This is a genomic window from Priestia sp. Y58 (assembly GCF_029522095.1).
GTDB classification, from domain to species: Bacteria; Bacillota; Bacilli; order Bacillales; family Bacillaceae_H; genus Priestia; species Priestia megaterium_E.
Genome location: NZ_JAKWFL010000006.1, coordinates 52,612 through 68,424 on the forward strand (window position 1 = coordinate 52,612; position 15,813 = coordinate 68,424).

At 38.5% G+C, this 15,813-nt stretch carries 19 protein-coding genes and 1 riboswitch; of the genes, 1 reads left to right on the plus strand and 18 read right to left on the minus strand.

What is annotated here, in order from left to right; translation table 11 throughout:
- Positions 1-319: 319 nt before the first annotated feature.
- A complete protein-coding gene (lipA, locus tag MMB68_RS18320) occupies positions 320-1,219 on the minus strand; it encodes a lipoyl synthase (RefSeq protein ID WP_013059637.1) in 900 nt (299 codons plus the stop codon).
- Positions 1,220-1,535: 316 nt separating this feature from the next.
- Here lipA and MMB68_RS18325 point away from each other — a divergent pair, with 316 nt between their 5' ends.
- Positions 1,536-2,537: a M23 family metallopeptidase gene (locus MMB68_RS18325; protein WP_277448440.1), complete on the plus strand. Its 1,002-nt coding sequence runs from the start codon at positions 1,536-1,538 to the stop codon at positions 2,535-2,537.
- Positions 2,538-2,599: 62 nt separating this feature from the next.
- Here the strand turns inward: MMB68_RS18325 and yunB are convergent, their stop codons facing one another.
- From yunB to MMB68_RS18410, 17 genes are all read right to left on the minus strand, one after another.
- Complete coding sequence (gene yunB, locus MMB68_RS18330; protein ID WP_013059640.1) at positions 2,600-3,352, minus strand: sporulation protein YunB; 753 nt, start codon at positions 3,350-3,352, stop codon at positions 2,600-2,602.
- 89 nt (positions 3,353-3,441) lie between these two features.
- The gene (locus MMB68_RS18335; RefSeq protein ID WP_013059641.1) at positions 3,442-3,744 is read right to left on the minus strand and encodes a YunC family protein; all 303 of its coding nucleotides are present in this window, start codon (positions 3,742-3,744) and stop codon (positions 3,442-3,444) included.
- Between the two features lie 120 nt (positions 3,745-3,864).
- Positions 3,865-4,719, minus strand: a complete 855-nt coding sequence (locus tag MMB68_RS18340; RefSeq protein WP_277549240.1) for a DUF72 domain-containing protein — start codon at positions 4,717-4,719, stop codon at positions 3,865-3,867.
- Between the two features lie 102 nt (positions 4,720-4,821).
- A complete protein-coding gene (gene sufB, locus MMB68_RS18345) occupies positions 4,822-6,219 on the minus strand; it encodes a Fe-S cluster assembly protein SufB (RefSeq protein ID WP_016765826.1) in 1,398 nt (465 codons plus the stop codon).
- 45 nt (positions 6,220-6,264) lie between these two features.
- Positions 6,265-6,699, minus strand: a complete 435-nt coding sequence (sufU, locus tag MMB68_RS18350; RefSeq protein ID WP_013085338.1) for a Fe-S cluster assembly sulfur transfer protein SufU — start codon at positions 6,697-6,699, stop codon at positions 6,265-6,267.
- On the minus strand, positions 6,689-7,909 hold the full coding sequence (locus MMB68_RS18355) for a cysteine desulfurase (protein WP_014457888.1): 1,221 nt from the start codon (positions 7,907-7,909) through the stop codon (positions 6,689-6,691). Before MMB68_RS18355 ends, sufU begins: the two co-directional genes overlap by 11 nt.
- A complete protein-coding gene (gene sufD / locus MMB68_RS18360) occupies positions 7,909-9,216 on the minus strand; it encodes a Fe-S cluster assembly protein SufD (protein ID WP_014457887.1) in 1,308 nt (435 codons plus the stop codon). The genes MMB68_RS18355 and sufD overlap by 1 nt, the downstream gene beginning before the upstream one ends.
- A 17-nt stretch (positions 9,217-9,233) precedes the next feature.
- The gene (gene sufC / locus MMB68_RS18365; RefSeq protein WP_013059647.1) at positions 9,234-10,019 is read right to left on the minus strand and encodes a Fe-S cluster assembly ATPase SufC; all 786 of its coding nucleotides are present in this window, start codon (positions 10,017-10,019) and stop codon (positions 9,234-9,236) included.
- A 239-nt stretch (positions 10,020-10,258) separates the two neighbouring features.
- Positions 10,259-10,624 carry a carboxymuconolactone decarboxylase family protein gene (locus MMB68_RS18370; RefSeq protein WP_013059648.1) on the minus strand — a complete coding sequence of 122 codons (366 nt, stop codon included), beginning with the start codon at positions 10,622-10,624 and terminating at the stop codon, positions 10,259-10,261.
- 122 nt (positions 10,625-10,746) lie between these two features.
- Positions 10,747-11,583 carry a MetQ/NlpA family ABC transporter substrate-binding protein gene (locus MMB68_RS18375; RefSeq protein WP_221812507.1) on the minus strand — a complete coding sequence of 279 codons (837 nt, stop codon included), beginning with the start codon at positions 11,581-11,583 and terminating at the stop codon, positions 10,747-10,749.
- A gap of 17 nt (positions 11,584-11,600) precedes the next feature.
- Complete coding sequence (locus MMB68_RS18380) at positions 11,601-12,269, minus strand: methionine ABC transporter permease (RefSeq protein WP_013085342.1); 669 nt, start codon at positions 12,267-12,269, stop codon at positions 11,601-11,603.
- On the minus strand, positions 12,262-13,287 hold the full coding sequence (locus tag MMB68_RS18385; protein ID WP_277448442.1) for a methionine ABC transporter ATP-binding protein: 1,026 nt from the start codon (positions 13,285-13,287) through the stop codon (positions 12,262-12,264). The genes MMB68_RS18380 and MMB68_RS18385 overlap by 8 nt, the downstream gene beginning before the upstream one ends.
- 131 nt (positions 13,288-13,418) lie before the next feature.
- Positions 13,419-13,526: riboswitch (SAM riboswitch) on the minus strand.
- 180 nt (positions 13,527-13,706) lie between these two features.
- The gene (locus MMB68_RS18390) at positions 13,707-14,006 is read right to left on the minus strand and encodes a thioredoxin family protein (RefSeq protein WP_277448443.1); all 300 of its coding nucleotides are present in this window, start codon (positions 14,004-14,006) and stop codon (positions 13,707-13,709) included.
- Between the two features lie 14 nt (positions 14,007-14,020).
- Positions 14,021-14,371: a toprim domain-containing protein gene (locus MMB68_RS18395; protein ID WP_025752660.1), complete on the minus strand. Its 351-nt coding sequence runs from the start codon at positions 14,369-14,371 to the stop codon at positions 14,021-14,023.
- Positions 14,372-14,552: 181 nt separating this feature from the next.
- Positions 14,553-14,798, minus strand: coding sequence for a YusG family protein (locus MMB68_RS18400; protein WP_014457881.1), 246 nt, complete (start codon positions 14,796-14,798; stop codon positions 14,553-14,555).
- 79 nt (positions 14,799-14,877) lie between these two features.
- Complete coding sequence (gcvH, locus tag MMB68_RS18405; protein WP_013059655.1) at positions 14,878-15,261, minus strand: glycine cleavage system protein GcvH; 384 nt, start codon at positions 15,259-15,261, stop codon at positions 14,878-14,880.
- A 135-nt stretch (positions 15,262-15,396) separates the two neighbouring features.
- Positions 15,397-15,753 (minus strand): arsenate reductase family protein, encoded by a 357-nt coding sequence (locus MMB68_RS18410; RefSeq protein ID WP_221785802.1) that lies wholly within the window; start codon positions 15,751-15,753, stop codon positions 15,397-15,399.
- Positions 15,754-15,813: the final 60 nt, after the last annotated feature.

Genomic DNA, 15,813 nt, shown 5'->3' on the forward strand with positions numbered 1-15,813 from the left:
AAAAGAATGTGATCGAAAGACGAAGAAATGAGACACATGAGCTGAACCGCTTGTGACACCGCAGTTGATTTCCGTGCAAGGCTTCGCTTTCCGCGGGCGGGCGCTGAGCCTCCTCGTCGCGTACGCTCCTGTGGGGTCTCACCTGTTCCGCTGTTCCCGCAGGAGTCTTCGCCTTGCCCTCCAATCAACTGCTAGAAGGAACAAAACAGATAAATTTTACGTTAACCGTAACAAAAAAACGAACCACTAATCAAACAGTTTGATTAGTGGTTCGTTTTTCACTTCGGCTAAACTACTTTTGTTCCAGCCTCTTTTTACCTTATTTACTTTCTTGTGCTTTGTTTTTTGCAGCAGCGTTAACTTGCTCATCTGCATGGTAAGAAGAACGTACAAGAGGACCTGCTTCAACATGGCTGAATCCTTTTGATAATGCAATTTCTTTTAGCTCTTCAAATTCATTTGGATGGTAATATTTTTGAACTTTTATGTGCTTTTTAGTTGGCTGTAGATATTGGCCTAGCGTCATAATATCTACATTATTTGCACGCAAATCATCCATCGTTTCAATAATTTCTTCTTTTGTTTCTCCTAGACCAAGCATGATACTTGATTTCGTAGGGATATCCGGCTGCATTTCTTTTGCACGGCGAAGGAACTCAAGAGAACGCTCATATTTAGCACGAGCACGAACACGAGGAGTAAGGCTGCGTACTGTTTCAATATTATGATTTAAAATATCAGGACGTGCGTCCATTACAATACGTAAGTTCTCTTCCACACCACCCATATCAGAAGGCAATACTTCAATTGTTGTGAATGGATTTTTACGACGAATCGCACGAATTGTTTCAGCTAATACGCTTGCTCCTCCGTCTTTTAAATCATCGCGAGCTACTACTGTAATAACCGCATGTTTTAAGTTCATTAGCTGAACGGAATCCGCTACGCGTTCTGGCTCTTCTAAATCTAATTCTGTTGGTAAACCTGTCTTAACCGCGCAAAAACGACAGGCACGTGTACATACTTCTCCTAAAATCATAAAAGTTGCCGTACGACGAACAGCCCAACACTCATGAATATTCGGACATCTTGCTTCTTCACAAACTGTATGAAGGTTTTTCTCACGCATCATTTTCTTTAAGCCTGTGTAATTTTCGTTTGTGTTTAGCTTAATCTTCAGCCACTCGGGTTTGCGGACATGCTCTTCTTTTGTTGCCATATTATCAACTCCACCAATCTAGAAAATGTCTATAACCTATATGCTTAATTTTAACTACATATTAAAAACATAACTATATGTCACTTTATCATAAAAAAGTGAGATTCGACAAGTTGTCTGCTCTTTATTTTCCTCAGTTTTCTTCTATTTTCCACTCAAATGTGTGCGTTTTCATCCTCCGTATAATTTCCATTTATCTTCTGAATAAAATTCTTTAAAAAAGTTTTGACGCGATTTCCATTAATTAATATTTATGAAATCTTTTTTCTCGCTGCAAACTAGTGTTACACACTATTTTTAGAAAGGGGGAAACACGATGCGCAAAACGATTATCTTACTTTTTATGTTCATGTCTATATTCACAGGATGGCAACACGTAACAGCTGAATCATCAGCAGATCAAGAAAAAATACTTATTCAAAAAAGATTAGAGCTGTATAAACAAATGGAAGCCGCTACTACGATTCCCTGGTACTACTTTGCTGGGATTGACCAGTATGAACGAAATATTCGACGCTCTCATAAAGATATTCCAAGAGAAAAAGGTGGAATCGCCATTTATTATCCTCCAGAAAAATGGTCAGGTTCTTTAAATCCAAATTTGGAAGATACAAACCCACTTACTATTTCTCTCCTCGGGGGAATGGGTAAAGATGGGAACGGAGACAAAAAAGCAGACCAATTTAATGATGAAGATATGCTTTTTACAATGGCAGATTATATTCGGACGTTCGGGGTGTCCGAAGACTATATTAAAATTGCGCTTTGGAACTATTATCACCGGGCTAAAGCGGTTGATATTATTTTAGGGAATGCTAAAATTTTTCGCCATTACGGTCGCATTGATTTAAAAGGTTCTTCATTTCCTGTGCCTCTCCGTGCGAACTACAGTTACCGCAGTACATGGGGAGATGCGCGCGGCTGGGGTGGCAAACGAATTCATGAAGGAACAGACATTTTTGCAGATTATGGAGTTCCAGTAAAATCCCCTTGCTATGGCATTATTGAGCTTAAAGGATGGAATAAATATGGAGGCTGGCGAATCGGTATTCGTGACCTTCATAATAACTATCACTATTTAGCTCATTTAAGCGGATTTGCAAAAAATTTAAAAGTAGGACAAATTGTAGAACCAGGAACACTCATTGGCGGAGTAGGAAGTTCCGGTTATGGACCTCCTGGAACTTCTGGGAAATTCCCTCCTCACTTGCACTATGGAATGTATAAAGATAACGGCAAAAATGAGTGGTCGTTTGACCCATATCCTCAGTTAAGAACTTGGGAACGAAATGATCGTTTAGAACTAAAGAAAAAATAAAAAAACAGGAAGCTGATGCTTCCTGTTTTTTTATCCTGATGCTTTAAGTTAATATCATATTGTTAATTTTTCTTCGGAAGTTCAATTGCCGGAGAAGATGAATTTCCACCGTTAAAATAATCAGGAACATTTCCAGGGATAACAGTTCCTCCTACAGGAATTGTAGCCGTAACGGTTGTTTTTCTCGTTGCAAATGGGATAATGATTTGCATGTTTACTTTTACTTTGATAGATACTTCAAGAAACGCATTATTTATTCCATACTCCTCGATTTTTCGCACTACGTCTGTTTGAACGTCACCAATAGCATGAAATTTAACCGGAATCAGCGGACCTAGATTTCCAAGCAGCGCATTATTAGTTGCTTGCCCAAGAGGAACTTGGTAGACAATTCCTTGATTCCGCAGCTTTTCATTTTTTTCAATACGAATATCTGTTGGAAGTTCAAGTGCATCTAAATTCCCTTTCTCTGCCTCTTTTAAATTAGCTTGAACAAATGACGTAGTCTGAGCTCTAACCCGATTTACAAGTGCTGTGTCAATTTTGGCTACTTGACCGTTAGGTGTAGATTCCACTTTAATAACATCTACGTCCAGTTGATCAAGTACCTGTTTATTCACCGCTTTATTAATAACTAAAGTTGCAATCTCTTTTGTTTGTGCTTCAGCATATTTCATTAACGTCGGTTCAATCCCTCTATTAATTAGCCATAATCCTACCCCTGTGGAAAGCATAAAAAAAAGAAAGGTGAGCAACAGAACGTAGCGAAAAGGAAGCGGGCCTTTTCTTGTTAATTTCCGACGAAGTTTAACCAAAAAAAATCCCTCCTTACAAGCTATATGTATGCATGTATAAGGAGGTTCACGCTTCTTTTAAAAAGTTTTATCTTAAATTTTCCACTATATTAAAGCATTTTCAATAAAGCATCTTTGCCAATTGTGCCTTTAAAAATCCCTCTTTTTTCAGCTTCAAGCGTTACAGATTCAAGGGGCGCTTCAAGAAGCTGCTCAATTGTACGTACACCTACAGCTCTTCCAGCTATTATTTGACGATCAGCTAATTTATCATTTAATAGACCTACGTCTAGTGCTCCGCACATAATGTACCCTTTATCTGATGAAATTGTTAACAGAGTTGTTTTTGGCAGCAATACGGTAACTGCATTAAACGTATGACCTTCAATTACGATAGGCGCTAAGGTAATCATAGTAGCTCACTCCTTTCTTAATCAATTTATGATTTTGAAAGAAAAAAGTGAGGTTTTACATATACTTTTCTACCTATTTGACGTTTAGAGTAATCCTCATACATTTTATAGAACTCGGTGCTAAAATTCGTTAAAAAAATCTAGTTGCTTAGGAGCTAAATTCTCATATTCAATATTTAATAAATTCATGAGCTGTTTGGCATTATGTACAGCATCTCCGCCGGAGTTATTATTAAATAACAGGTAAATGTCCTTCGTTTGTTTTTGCAGCTTTTCAAGCCGTTCTTTCCACTCTAGGAGCTCTTTTTCATTGTAACGATACAAAAACCTTACCGCTCGCCAATTGCCTTCTGCGGGCTTGTTCCAACCATGTACGTTTCGTCCATGAAAACGTATGAGTGTTTTCTGTTTATCTGTAGCATGAATCACAATGGGAATAGATCCTTCTCCTGCCTGCGGTTCATCACAAATACCGTGAATCCACTTCTCTTGTTCCATAAACGTTAGCGTTTTATCGTAGAAAAACGGCTTAAACCAGGACTGATTTCGAAACTCAAGGGCTACTGGCAAATCGCCAAACTTCTCACGGCTATATCTCAAATAGGCTACATTTTCTTTTGTACAGTCAAACCAGGGCGGCATTTGAAATAAAATCATACCAAGTTTATTCGATGTTACGTACGGCTTCACTGATTCTAAAAACGCATGAAACATTTCTTCTTTGCTATCAAACGGATTTCCTTCTCTCATATGCCCTGTCATACCTTGATAGGCTTTTACCACAAAACGAAAAGATTCCGGTGTATCGTTCACCCATTTTTTTACATTTGATGTTGGTTGAATTGCATAAAAAGATGAATCGACTTCAACAATTGGAAAATGGCCTGCATATACGGCAAGCTTGTCTCTTGATGAAACCCCCGCTTCATATAATGAATCATGATCTCCCCAGCCTGTAACTCCAATATAAATCATGCCACTCCTCCTCTATGTTCTTAACTTCGCTTTTCTTTATTTTAATACAAACGATACAAAAAAACTCGTTTGCATAAACAGCAAACGAGTTTTGATCTATTATTAACCGATTGAACCTTCCATTTCAAATTTGATTAGACGGTTCATTTCTACTGCATATTCCATTGGAAGCTCTTTTGTAAATGGCTCAATAAAGCCCATTACAATCATTTCTGTTGCTTCTTCTTCAGAAATACCGCGGCTCATCAGATAGAATAATTGTTCTTCAGATACTTTCGATACCTTCGCTTCATGCTCAAGTGAGATGTTATCGTTTAAAATCTCATTGTACGGAATTGTATCAGAAGTTGATTGATTATCCATAATCAGCGTATCACACTCAATGTTCGCACGTGCACCTTCTGCTTTACGGCCGAAGTGTACGATACCGCGGTATGTTACTTTACCGCCTTGTTTTGAAATTGATTTTGATACGATCGTTGAAGATGTGTTCGGTGCTAAGTGAATCATTTTTGCACCAGCATCTTGGTGCTGTCCTTTACCAGCAAGGGCAATAGATAATGTCATACCACGTGCACCTTCACCTTTTAAGATAACAGCTGGATATTTCATTGTTAACTTAGAACCGATGTTTCCATCAATCCATTCCATTGTTGCGTTTGCTTCACAAACCGCGCGTTTTGTTACAAGGTTGTATACGTTGTTCGCCCAGTTTTGAATTGTTGTATAGCGGCAATACGCATCTTTTTTGATGATGATTTCTACAACGGCACTGTGAAGAGAGTTTGTTGTATAAACAGGTGCTGTACAGCCCTCTACATAGTGAACGTGTGAGCCTTCATCAGCAATAATTAACGTACGCTCAAACTGTCCCATATTTTCAGAGTTAATACGGAAATAAGCTTGTAATGGTGTATCTACTTTTATGCCTTTTGGTACGTAAATGAATGATCCACCAGACCAAACCGCCGAGTTAAGTGCAGAGAATTTGTTATCCGTCGGCGGGATAACTTTTCCAAAATGCTCACGGAAAATATCTTCGTTTTCTTTTAGCGCCGTATCCGTATCTTTAAATACGATACCTTGTGCTTCAAGATCTTCTTTCATATTGTGATAAACAACTTCAGATTCGTACTGAGCTGATACACCCGCAAGATACTTTTGCTCTGCTTCAGGAATACCTAGTTTATCAAACGTTTGTTTAATTTCTTCAGGAACTTCATCCCAAGAGCGTTCAGACTTCTCAGATGGTTTTACGTAGTACGTAATTTCATCAAAGTCTAAGCTTGCCATGTCTCCGCCCCACTGTGGCATTGGCATGTTGTAGAAGTGCTCTAGAGATTTCAAACGGAAGTCAAGCATCCATTGTGGTTCCTCTTTCATACGAGAAATTTCTTCTACGATTTCTTTCGTTAAACCGCGTTTTGAGCGGAAAATTGATACGTCTTTATCGGAAAATCCATATTTATAATCGCCGATTTCTGGCATTTTTTTAGCCATCTTTTATTACCCCCTACTTGATAGGATTGGGAATGAATGAAGGTCTTATTTTTGTTCGTTAAGACCTTTTTCCATCGCTTTCCACGCTAGTGTTGCACATTTAATACGCGCAGGAAATTTTGCTACACCTTGAAGTGCTTCAATATCTCCTAAATCTATACTATCATCATACTCTTTACCTTGCATCATGTCAGAGAAGATATGGGCCATTTTAAACGCTTTGTCTACTTCTTGACCTTTAATTGCTTGTGTCATCATTGAAGCTGATGACATTGAAATTGAACATCCTTCACCTTCGAACTTTGCATCCACCACTTTGCCGTCCTCTACTTTTAAAGAAAGTTCAATGCGGTCTCCACACGTCGGGTTATTCATATGAATGTTCACAGTATCTTCATTCAACGTTCCACGATTACGCGGATTTTTATAATGGTCCATAATTACTTGACGATAGAGAGTATCTAAATTATTAAAAGCCATTTGTAAAATACTCCTTCGTTTTTATTAATGATGATACCAATTTATCTACTTCTTCTTCCGTGTTATACAAATAGAAGCTTGCACGTGCAGTAGAAGATACGTTTAAATATTTCATCAGCGGCTGCGCACAGTGATGACCTGCACGAATCGCAATTCCATCAGCGTCTACTACTGTGGCAACGTCGTGCGGATGCACATCTTCAATATTGAACGTCACAACACCCGCTCGCTCTTTCGGTCCGTAAATCGTAATTCCATCTACTTGCGATAAGCGATCCAGTGCGTACTGCGCTAACTTGTGCTCATGTGCTTGAATATTATCTAAACCAACTTCTTCTAAGAAATCAATCGCTGCACCTAAACCAATTGCACCTGCAATGATTGGCGTACCTCCTTCAAATTTCCAAGGAAGCTCTTTCCACGTTGATTCGTATAGGTTTACGAAGTCAATCATTTCGCCGCCAAACTCGATTGGTTCCATTTTTTCAAGAAGCTCTTTCTTTCCATAAAGAGCGCCAATTCCAGTCGGTCCACCCATTTTATGTCCAGAGAAAGCAAAGAAATCACAGTCTAAATCTTGTACATCCACCTTCATGTGAGGCGTACTTTGCGCACCATCCACAACCATTACTGCACCGTTAGCATGTGCAATTTCCGCAATCTCTTTTACTGGGTTAATCGTTCCCAATACGTTAGATACTTGCATAATCGATACAATTTTGGTGTTGGACGTAATCGTGCTTTTTACCTCTTCTAGTGAAAGTGCATGATCTTCTGTTAATGAAATATATTTTAACGTTGCACCTGTTTCCTTGGCAACTTGCTGCCAAGGAATGATGTTACTGTGATGCTCCATATAAGTAATCACAATTTCATCACCAGGTTTGAGATTAGCACGGCCATAGCTTGCAGCTACTGTATTAAGAGCTGTCGTTGTACCGCGCGTAAAGATAATCTCTTCCGTTGATTTTGCATTAATAAACTTACGAACTTTTTCACGAGCGCCTTCGTATCCGTCTGTTGCTTTTGTACCAAGCGTGTGAACGCCTCGGTGTACGTTTGAGTTATATTCTTTATAATACTTCTCAATTGCTTCAATTACAGCAAGCGGCTTTTGTGAAGTTGCTGCACTGTCTAAATAAACGAGCGGGCTGCCATTTACCTCTTGGTCTAAAATAGGAAATTGTTTACGAATATCAGAGATATTCATTATCGAACTTTCCTTTCAATTAAATCTGTTAATTGCTTTTTAACCGTTTCGATTGGCAACTCGTTTACCACTGGTGCTAAGAACCCGTGAATAACTAGACGTTCTGCTTCTGTTTGCGGAATACCGCGGCTCATTAAGTAGTAAAGCTGAATTGGATCTACGCGTCCAACAGATGCAGCGTGTCCTGCTGTTACATCATCTTCATCAATTAGAAGAATTGGGTTTGCGTCTCCACGTGCTTTTTCACTTAACATTAACACACGAGATTCTTGCTCAGCGTTTGATTTAGATGCACCGTGTTCAATTTTACCGATACCGTTAAAGATTGAAGACGCGCTTTCTTTCATAACGCCGTGTTTTAAAATGTAGCCTTCAGAATGTTTTCCGAAGTGTACGATACTTGTTGTTAAGTTTTGAGACTGCTCTCCACGTCCAACTGTTACCGTTTTTGTATCTCCATATGAACCGTCGCCCATTAGATACGTTGTATTTTCTGAAACTGTATTTCCTTCACTCATTAAGCCTAAAGCCCACTCAATGCGACCATCTTTGCCCGCTACGCCGCGGCGGTTCACATAAGTAGTTGTACCTTTAGCTAAGTAGTCAACAGCTCCAAACGTTACTTTTGCATTGCTGTTAGCGAATACTTCCGTCACGATATTGACAACACCGTTTGACTCTTCAGCAGTAGCAATGTAGTTTTCTACATATGTTACTGAGCTGTTGTCTTCAGCTACAACAATCACATGGTTGAATAAAGCTGCTTCTTCATCTTCACGGACAAATACAGCTTGAAGAGGCTCTTGTACTTCTACATTTTTAGGAACGTATACAAATACACCGCCGTTTAATAACGCTGCGTTTAATGCAGTTAAACGGTGCTCATCTACTTTAACTCCGTCTTTCATGAAGTACTTCTCAACAAGGTCGCTATGCTCTTTAGCAGCTGTTTGAATATCTGTGAAGATAACGCCTTGAGACTTTAGCTCTTCTGTTAATGTTGAATATGCAGCTGTTTGGTCACGCTGAACATATAGATTTTTAACAGCTTCTGTATCAATCAATGCTTTAACCACTTCTGGAAGCTCGTCTACAGATGAGATTGTGCTTGCCTGTGAAGTGTGCTTGTCAAATGCAGTAAAGTTCCATTTCGAAATGTTTGTTTTATCTGGCTTTGGAAGTGCAAGATCTTCTGCTTTCGCAAGAGCTTGTAAGCGAAGATCTAGCAGCCAACTTGGTTCATTAGCTTCTTTTGAAAAGCTGCTGATGTACTCTTGATCAAATGGTAATTTCGTATCAATAGTCATAGAGATCCTCCTAACTCTTAAGCTTCTTGCTCTACAGTTTCGTCTTCAATACCTAATTCTTGTTTGATCCAGTCATAACCTTCTGCCTCTAGACGCTGTGCCAATTCTGGTCCGCCTGATTTTACAACGCGACCTTGCATCATAACGTGAACTTTATCTGGTGTAATGTAGTTTAATAAACGTTGGTAGTGAGTAATCATTAAGCAACCAAACTCGCTGCCGCGCAGTTCATTAATACCTTTTGATACAACTTTTAACGCATCGATATCTAAACCAGAATCGATTTCATCTAAAATTGCAATTCCTGGTTGAAGCATCATTAATTGAAGAATTTCATTACGCTTCTTCTCACCGCCAGAGAAACCTTCGTTTAGGTAACGCTGAGCCATGTCTTGATCCATTTCTAAGAAATCCATGTTTTTGTCTAATTGACGGATGAATTTCATTAGTGAAATTTCTTCGCCTTCTTCACGACGAGCATTAATTGCTGAACGTAAGAAGTCAGCATTTGTTACCCCGCTGATTTCACTTGGATATTGCATAGCTAAGAATAGACCTGCACGAGCGCGCTCATCTACTTCCATCTCAAGTACATCTTCGCCGTCTAGCGTGATGCTTCCTTGTGTAACCTCGTATTTAGGATGTCCCATGATTGCTGAAGATAATGTTGATTTACCAGTACCGTTTGGTCCCATGATTGCATGGATTTCGCCGCCCTTAACTTCTAAATTAACACCTTTTAAAATTTCTTTACCTTCAATTGCAACATGAAGATCTTTAATTGTTAAAGTTGACCCTGCCATATTAAAACCTCCAGTTATAGACGTATATAGTAAAAAACGATATACCTATATCTTTTTAATTATTCTCATTTTATTCTCATTACAATCTTATAACAAATGAAAACTTATAGCAACCTTTTGACCCAAAAGGTTTTAAACCATTATGTACGTTTTTCAAGACTAAATCCACTCATAAAAAAGTTGCCTTAAAAGACTCTATAGAGCCTTCTAAGACAAGCTTTTTTACCCGCTTTATTTACTTAGTGCGTGTGGCTAGTCAATTCTGAAATACACTCTTGGACAAGCGTAACGGACTGACTCATCGCTGCGCCTCCGCCAAATGCTGCTGACACTCCGCATGCTTCTAAAATTTCTTGCTCAGTTGCACCTTGATCAATGCAGCCTTTTGTATGATAAATCATACAGTACTCGTCTTGAGCTACTACGCTGATTCCTAACGCGATCAACTGCTTTTCTTTTTTAGAAAGAGAACCTTCTCCAAAACATGCTTCAGTAAACGCATTAAACGTTTTTGTTACTTCCGGCAATTTTTCGCTAAATTTCCCAACACCCATTTTATAATCATGAAGTGCTTGCTCAGTTGAATGACGTGCTTCTTGCTGCATAACGTCAGCTCCCATCATCAGTAAAGTTTTCACGGTTAGTATGCGTGAGAAAAATAAGAGTTATTCGTTTTCCCACATACAAAAAAAGCACTTGCCCAGACTGGGCAAGCGCTTTTCTTCTATTATTTATTTACCGGCAGTACTCCGCCTTTGTATTTTTCTTTAATGTAGTCTTGAATTTCTTTAGAGTGAAGAACTTTCACTAAAGCTTTCACTGTATCTTTATTTTCGTCGCCTTTGTGAACCGTAATGATGTTTGCATAAGGGTTATTTTCTTTGCTTTCCACTGCGATTGGATCTTTTACTGGATCTAAACCAGCATCGATAGCATAGTTAGCATTGATAACAACAGCGTCACCTTCATTATTTTTGTACATCTGAGGTAGCAATCCGCCTTCAACATCGGCTTTAAATTTTAAATTCTTCGGGTTTTCTACGATATCTTTAATTTGTGCATCTGTTTTCTTTACGCCTGGTTTTAATTTGATTACGCCAGCTTTTTCAAAAATCGATAAAATACGTCCTTGCTCTGCTACTGCATCACGCATAATAACTGTGCCATTTTTCGGAAGATCTTTTAAGCTTTTGTATTTTTTAGAGTAGATACCGATTGGTTCAATGTGAATGGCACCGGCACTTACAAAATCATACCCTTTTTCACCCTTGTGATCTTTTAGCACTGAATTCATATAAGGAACGTGCTGGAAGTAGTTTGCATCAATTTCATTGTTTGCAAGAGCTGTGTTCGGTAAGATGTAATCTTGGAATTTTTTAATTTCCAAGTCGATTCCCTGTTTTTCTAAAATCGGTTTTGCTTGTTCTAAAATTTCAGCATGAGGCGTATTAGAGGCACCCACAACAATTTTCTTTTCATCTTTTGATCCATTGTTAGATCCACACGCAGCTAATCCTACTACTAGCGCAGATGTTAATGCTATAGCCGAAAGCCATTTTTTCATAATAAATAATCCTCCCTTTATCTTTTATCAATTTTTGCAGTAATCGCATCTCCAATAAGTTGGATAATAAATACAATAATCAAAATTAAGATCGTAGCAGCTAGCGTTACATCATTATGACTGCGCTGGAATCCTTCTAAATATGCAAGATTACCAAGACCTCCAGCTCCAATCACACCCGCCATTGCCGTATAGCCGACTAACGCAATCGTCGTCACCGTCAAACCAGAAATTAACGCTGGCAGCGATTCAGGTAACAGCACTTTAAAGATAATAGTGCTTGTTGTTGCTCCCATTGATTTAGCAGCTTCAATAACACCTTTATCAATTTCGCGCAGACCAATTTCTACAAGACGCGCATAAAATGGTGCTGCTCCAACAATTAAAGCAGGTAACGCTGCATTAGCGCCTAAAATACTCCCTACCAATGCTTTGGTAAATGGAATCAGTAAAACAATTAAAATAATGAATGGAATGGAACGAAAGATATTTACAACTGCTGACACAATGGCATATAAAGGTTTGTTTTGCCAAAGCTGTCCTTTGGACGTTAAAAATAAAAGCAAGCCCAATAAAATACCTAGAACAAACGTGGCTATAACTGAAATAGCCGTCATATATAGTGTTTCATTTGTCGCTTGAATAAAATCATCTAAAATAACGTTTGGAAATAGTTTCTCAAGCATTTGTCATTACCTCCACTTCTACCTGCTGCTCATGAATGTATGCAATGACTTTTTCAACTTCTGTTAATTCTCCGTCTAAATGAACGAACAACGTTCCGTATGAACCTGTTTGTGTATGCGAAATCTTTCCTTGCAAAATATTAATCGTTACATCAAACTGTTTTAAAATCGTTGTAATGAGCGGTTGCTCTGCTTTTCCGCCAACAAACGTCAGCTGAATAATTTGCCCGCTTGGATACAGCTCTTTTACTTGTTCAATTGTTTCAAACGTTTCTTCTGGTTCAGAAATTTGTTGAACGAATCGCTTTGTAATCGGCTGCTTAGGTTTTCTGAATACTTCTAACACCTGTCCTTCTTCTACCACTGCCCCATTTTCCATAACGGCTACTCGATGACAAATTTTACGAATAACGTGCATTTCATGAGTAATGAGTACAATGGTTAACCCTAGCTTCTCATTAATATCTACTAACAGATCTAAAATGGAATCTGTCGTTTGAGGATCAAGCGCTGATGTTGCTTCATCACACAGCAATACTTTTGGGTTATTGGCTAGCGCTCGAGCAATACCAACACGCTGCTTCTGTCCACCGCTAAGCTGGGATGGATAAGCATTTTCACGCCCTTCAAGCCCGACTAGCTTGATAAGCTCGTCTACTCGTTTCATTCTTTTTTCTTTTGAGATCCCTGCTATTTCTAACGGAAAGGCAATATTTTCTCGCACCGTACGCGACCACAAGATATTAAAGTGCTGAAATACCATACTAATTTCTTGTCTAGCTTTTCTGAGTTTTCCGCCTTTAATTTTTCCAATATCATTACCTGCTACTTCGACCGTTCCTGTCGTTGGTGTTTCTAACCCGTTTAGCAAGCGAATTAAAGAACTTTTCCCCGCTCCGCTGTAACCAATGATTCCGTAAATTTCGCCTTGGTTAACGGTTAGATTCACATTATCAACAGCTGTTACTTGACCGCTTTTAGCCTGATAAATTTTTGTAACGCCTGTTAATGTAATCATATTTCTTCACCTTCTTTAGTAAAAACTTAATTATGTTAGGTTGCCCTATAGGATAAAAAAGCCGTAAAACAATTTTCCCCATTAAAAAAGCCTCTCTGCGCATGACAGAAAGGCTCGATATTTAATCCTTTCTCTCATCTTTCAAAGCGCATAGCTTTGCAGGAATTGGCACCATTTCAGTTAGTCTGACGGTTGCCGGGTTTCACAGGGCTCAGTCCCTCCACCTCTCTTGATAAGAGTTCGCAACAATTATTTTGTTTTTAGGAAATATTCATTCATTTATGAACATTCATGAGTGTGATTTTAGCATGTGTCAGATAGGCTGTCAACAGATTTTGTTCTTGGGATAATATCCCAAGATTTCAACAGCCCCAACGGTTTGCTCTCGTTCCATTTCTTCATTTTAAACAAACGTTTGATTATCGAAGCTCTTCAAGTACGTGCTCGATGGAATGAAAGGCATAGAGTTTTTTTACCATTTCGCCATTTTTCACTTCAATCAAACAAGGTACACTTTCAATTGAAAATGCTTCTGCTTTTGAAGGCATATAATTTAAATTGCTCATTCCGATGGTCACACCGGGCAGCATCGCTTCTGCTACGGTTAACATTTTTTTTGCCAGCTGACATGTCCCGCAAAAAGGGGTATGGAAAAAGATAAACGCTCTTTGTCCTTCTTTTAACTGATCGTCAAGCTGTTTTTCACTCCATTCTTGCATGTTGCTCATTCCTTTTATGTTAAAAATTCTGCATTAACATCGATATTGGCACTCAGTAATACTGTTGCTATGTGATGTCTAGGGGCGGCAGCAACCTCTCGGTACATTTTATCAATATATAGATGCTCTGCTTCCGGAAGCTCTCGTTTAAATTGTTTTCTCAGCTTATTCCCTGAATCATCAGAGTCAACGAGTATGTATACCTCTTTGTTAAACGTACAGTCAATAATTTCATCCAGCTTTGATAAACTAATCGTACCGTTTGTACAGATAATTTCAATTGGTTCTCGAATGATATCTTGAATACGCTTTTTATCTGATTTTCCTTCGACAATAATTACTTTTTCAATTTCAATTAGCCCCATTTTCATCACCCATAATCGTCAGTTGTATAGTAACATCATTTCTTTATGCTATACAATATTCGTTAATGTATCACAGTTCACCTGTTTTTTAAAAGAAATTTGCAAGAAAGAACTCTTTTAAAAGGCAGTTTAGGCCATATTGTTTCCATAAAACAAGAAAAACAGCGGCAGTTGCCACTGTTTAGCACCATCCTGCTTCTTCGTCGCAGTCTGTATATTTTTGCGTTTCACCTTGTTTTTGTACGTCCGCGTATTGATAGAACTTATTATTTTCTTGCGAATATCCTTCTTCAAAACGGTATTCATTGCCGCTTGTTCCGTAACTAACTTCACCAATTGGCTGCTTATCAACATATAATTTCATACCGCCGTCATGAAATTTAGCTGTAACGCGATCTGTAACGTCCATTTTTTGTTTTTCAAACATAAAAAGACACTCCTTTAGCTTGTTTACTAATAGAGTGTCCAGTCAAAAACTTTTCATAAAGACAATTTATGGAGGAATATTATCCTTCGTTTGTCATTTCTTCGTATTGCTCTGCTGTCATTAGCTTGTCTACTTGAGAAGCATCGGATGGTTTGATTGTAATCATCCATGCTTCTTCGTATGGAGATTCATTAACAAGCTCAGGGCTATCGCTTAAGTTGTCGTTTACTGCTACAACTTCACCGCTAATTGGTGCATAAAGCTCAGAAACTGTTTTTACTGATTCAACGCTGCCAAACGGCTCGTCAGCTTCTACTGTTGCTCCTACTTCTGGCAGTTCAACGAATACGATGTCTCCAAGCTCAGCTTGAGCGAAATGTGTAATACCTACGCGGACAACGTCTCCTTCTGTTTTTACCCATTCATGCTCTTCAGAATAACGCAAATCTTTTGGTGTACTCATCTTAATCCCTCCAAAATATGTATCTTAATTTGTTTATATAAAAAGCGCCTTCAACGTGGAGAACACTTTCTACAACCTAAAATAACTTCCTATTAACAGTGTAACGTAAAAGGTAAAAATTTTCTATTTGAAAACTTACTTCCACACGTCCTCAAACTGCTCTTCTTTGAAACCAAGCGTTACTTTTTGTCCATCTGTTAGCAGCGGACGCTTAATTAACATGCCATCTGACGCAAGAATCGACAGAAGTTCATCTTCACTCGCACTGCTTACTTTATCTTTAAGCTCTAGTTCCCGATATTTTTTACCGCTTGTATTAAAGAATTTTTTTAATTCCAAGCCGCTGTTCTGATAATAAGATTGCAGCTGCTCTTTTGTTGGCGGGTTTTCTACAATATGAATTTCTTCATACGCTACTCCGTTATCATCCAGCCACTTCTTTGCTTTTCGGCACGTACCACACTTTGGATATGAATAAAAAAATAATGACATTTCGTCAACCACCCTTTATTTTAAGCTTTTTTCGTATTTTAACACATCCTTTATCATTTA

Bases quoted from the DNA above. Each gene is read 5' to 3' on its own strand.
- MMB68_RS18335 (WP_013059641.1), bottom strand. From the start codon at position 3,744: ATGATTACCTTAGCGCCTATCGTAATTGAAGGTCATACGTTTAATGCA.
- MMB68_RS18400 (WP_014457881.1), bottom strand. From the start codon at position 14,798: ATGTTTGAAAAACAAAAAATGGACGTTACAGATCGCGTTACAGCTAAA.
- MMB68_RS18395 (WP_025752660.1), bottom strand. From the start codon at position 14,371: ATGGGGCTAATTGAAATTGAAAAAGTAATTATTGTCGAAGGAAAATCA.
- lipA (WP_013059637.1), bottom strand. From the start codon at position 1,219: ATGGCAACAAAAGAAGAGCATGTCCGCAAACCCGAGTGGCTGAAGATT.
- sufU (WP_013085338.1), bottom strand. From the start codon at position 6,699: ATGGCTTTTAATAATTTAGATACTCTCTATCGTCAAGTAATTATGGAC.
- sufC (WP_013059647.1), bottom strand. From the start codon at position 10,019: ATGGCAGGGTCAACTTTAACAATTAAAGATCTTCATGTTGCAATTGAA.
- MMB68_RS18340 (WP_277549240.1), bottom strand. From the start codon at position 4,719: ATGATTTATATTGGAGTTACAGGCTGGGGAGATCATGATTCATTATAT.
- MMB68_RS18410 (WP_221785802.1), bottom strand. From the start codon at position 15,753: ATGTCATTATTTTTTTATTCATATCCAAAGTGTGGTACGTGCCGAAAA.
- MMB68_RS18380 (WP_013085342.1), bottom strand. From the start codon at position 12,269: ATGCTTGAGAAACTATTTCCAAACGTTATTTTAGATGATTTTATTCAA.
- MMB68_RS18355 (WP_014457888.1), bottom strand. From the start codon at position 7,909: ATGAATATCTCTGATATTCGTAAACAATTTCCTATTTTAGACCAAGAG.
- sufD (WP_014457887.1), bottom strand. From the start codon at position 9,216: ATGACTATTGATACGAAATTACCATTTGATCAAGAGTACATCAGCAGC.
- gcvH (WP_013059655.1), bottom strand. From the start codon at position 15,261: ATGAGTACACCAAAAGATTTGCGTTATTCTGAAGAGCATGAATGGGTA.
- MMB68_RS18370 (WP_013059648.1), bottom strand. From the start codon at position 10,624: ATGCAGCAAGAAGCACGTCATTCAACTGAGCAAGCACTTCATGATTAT.
- sufB (WP_016765826.1), bottom strand. From the start codon at position 6,219: ATGGCTAAAAAAATGCCAGAAATCGGCGATTATAAATATGGATTTTCC.
- MMB68_RS18390 (WP_277448443.1), bottom strand. From the start codon at position 14,006: ATGCAAGAATGGAGTGAAAAACAGCTTGACGATCAGTTAAAAGAAGGA.
- MMB68_RS18375 (WP_221812507.1), bottom strand. From the start codon at position 11,583: ATGAAAAAATGGCTTTCGGCTATAGCATTAACATCTGCGCTAGTAGTA.
- MMB68_RS18385 (WP_277448442.1), bottom strand. From the start codon at position 13,287: ATGATTACATTAACAGGCGTTACAAAAATTTATCAGGCTAAAAGCGGT.
- MMB68_RS18325 (WP_277448440.1), top strand. From the start codon at position 1,536: ATGCGCAAAACGATTATCTTACTTTTTATGTTCATGTCTATATTCACA.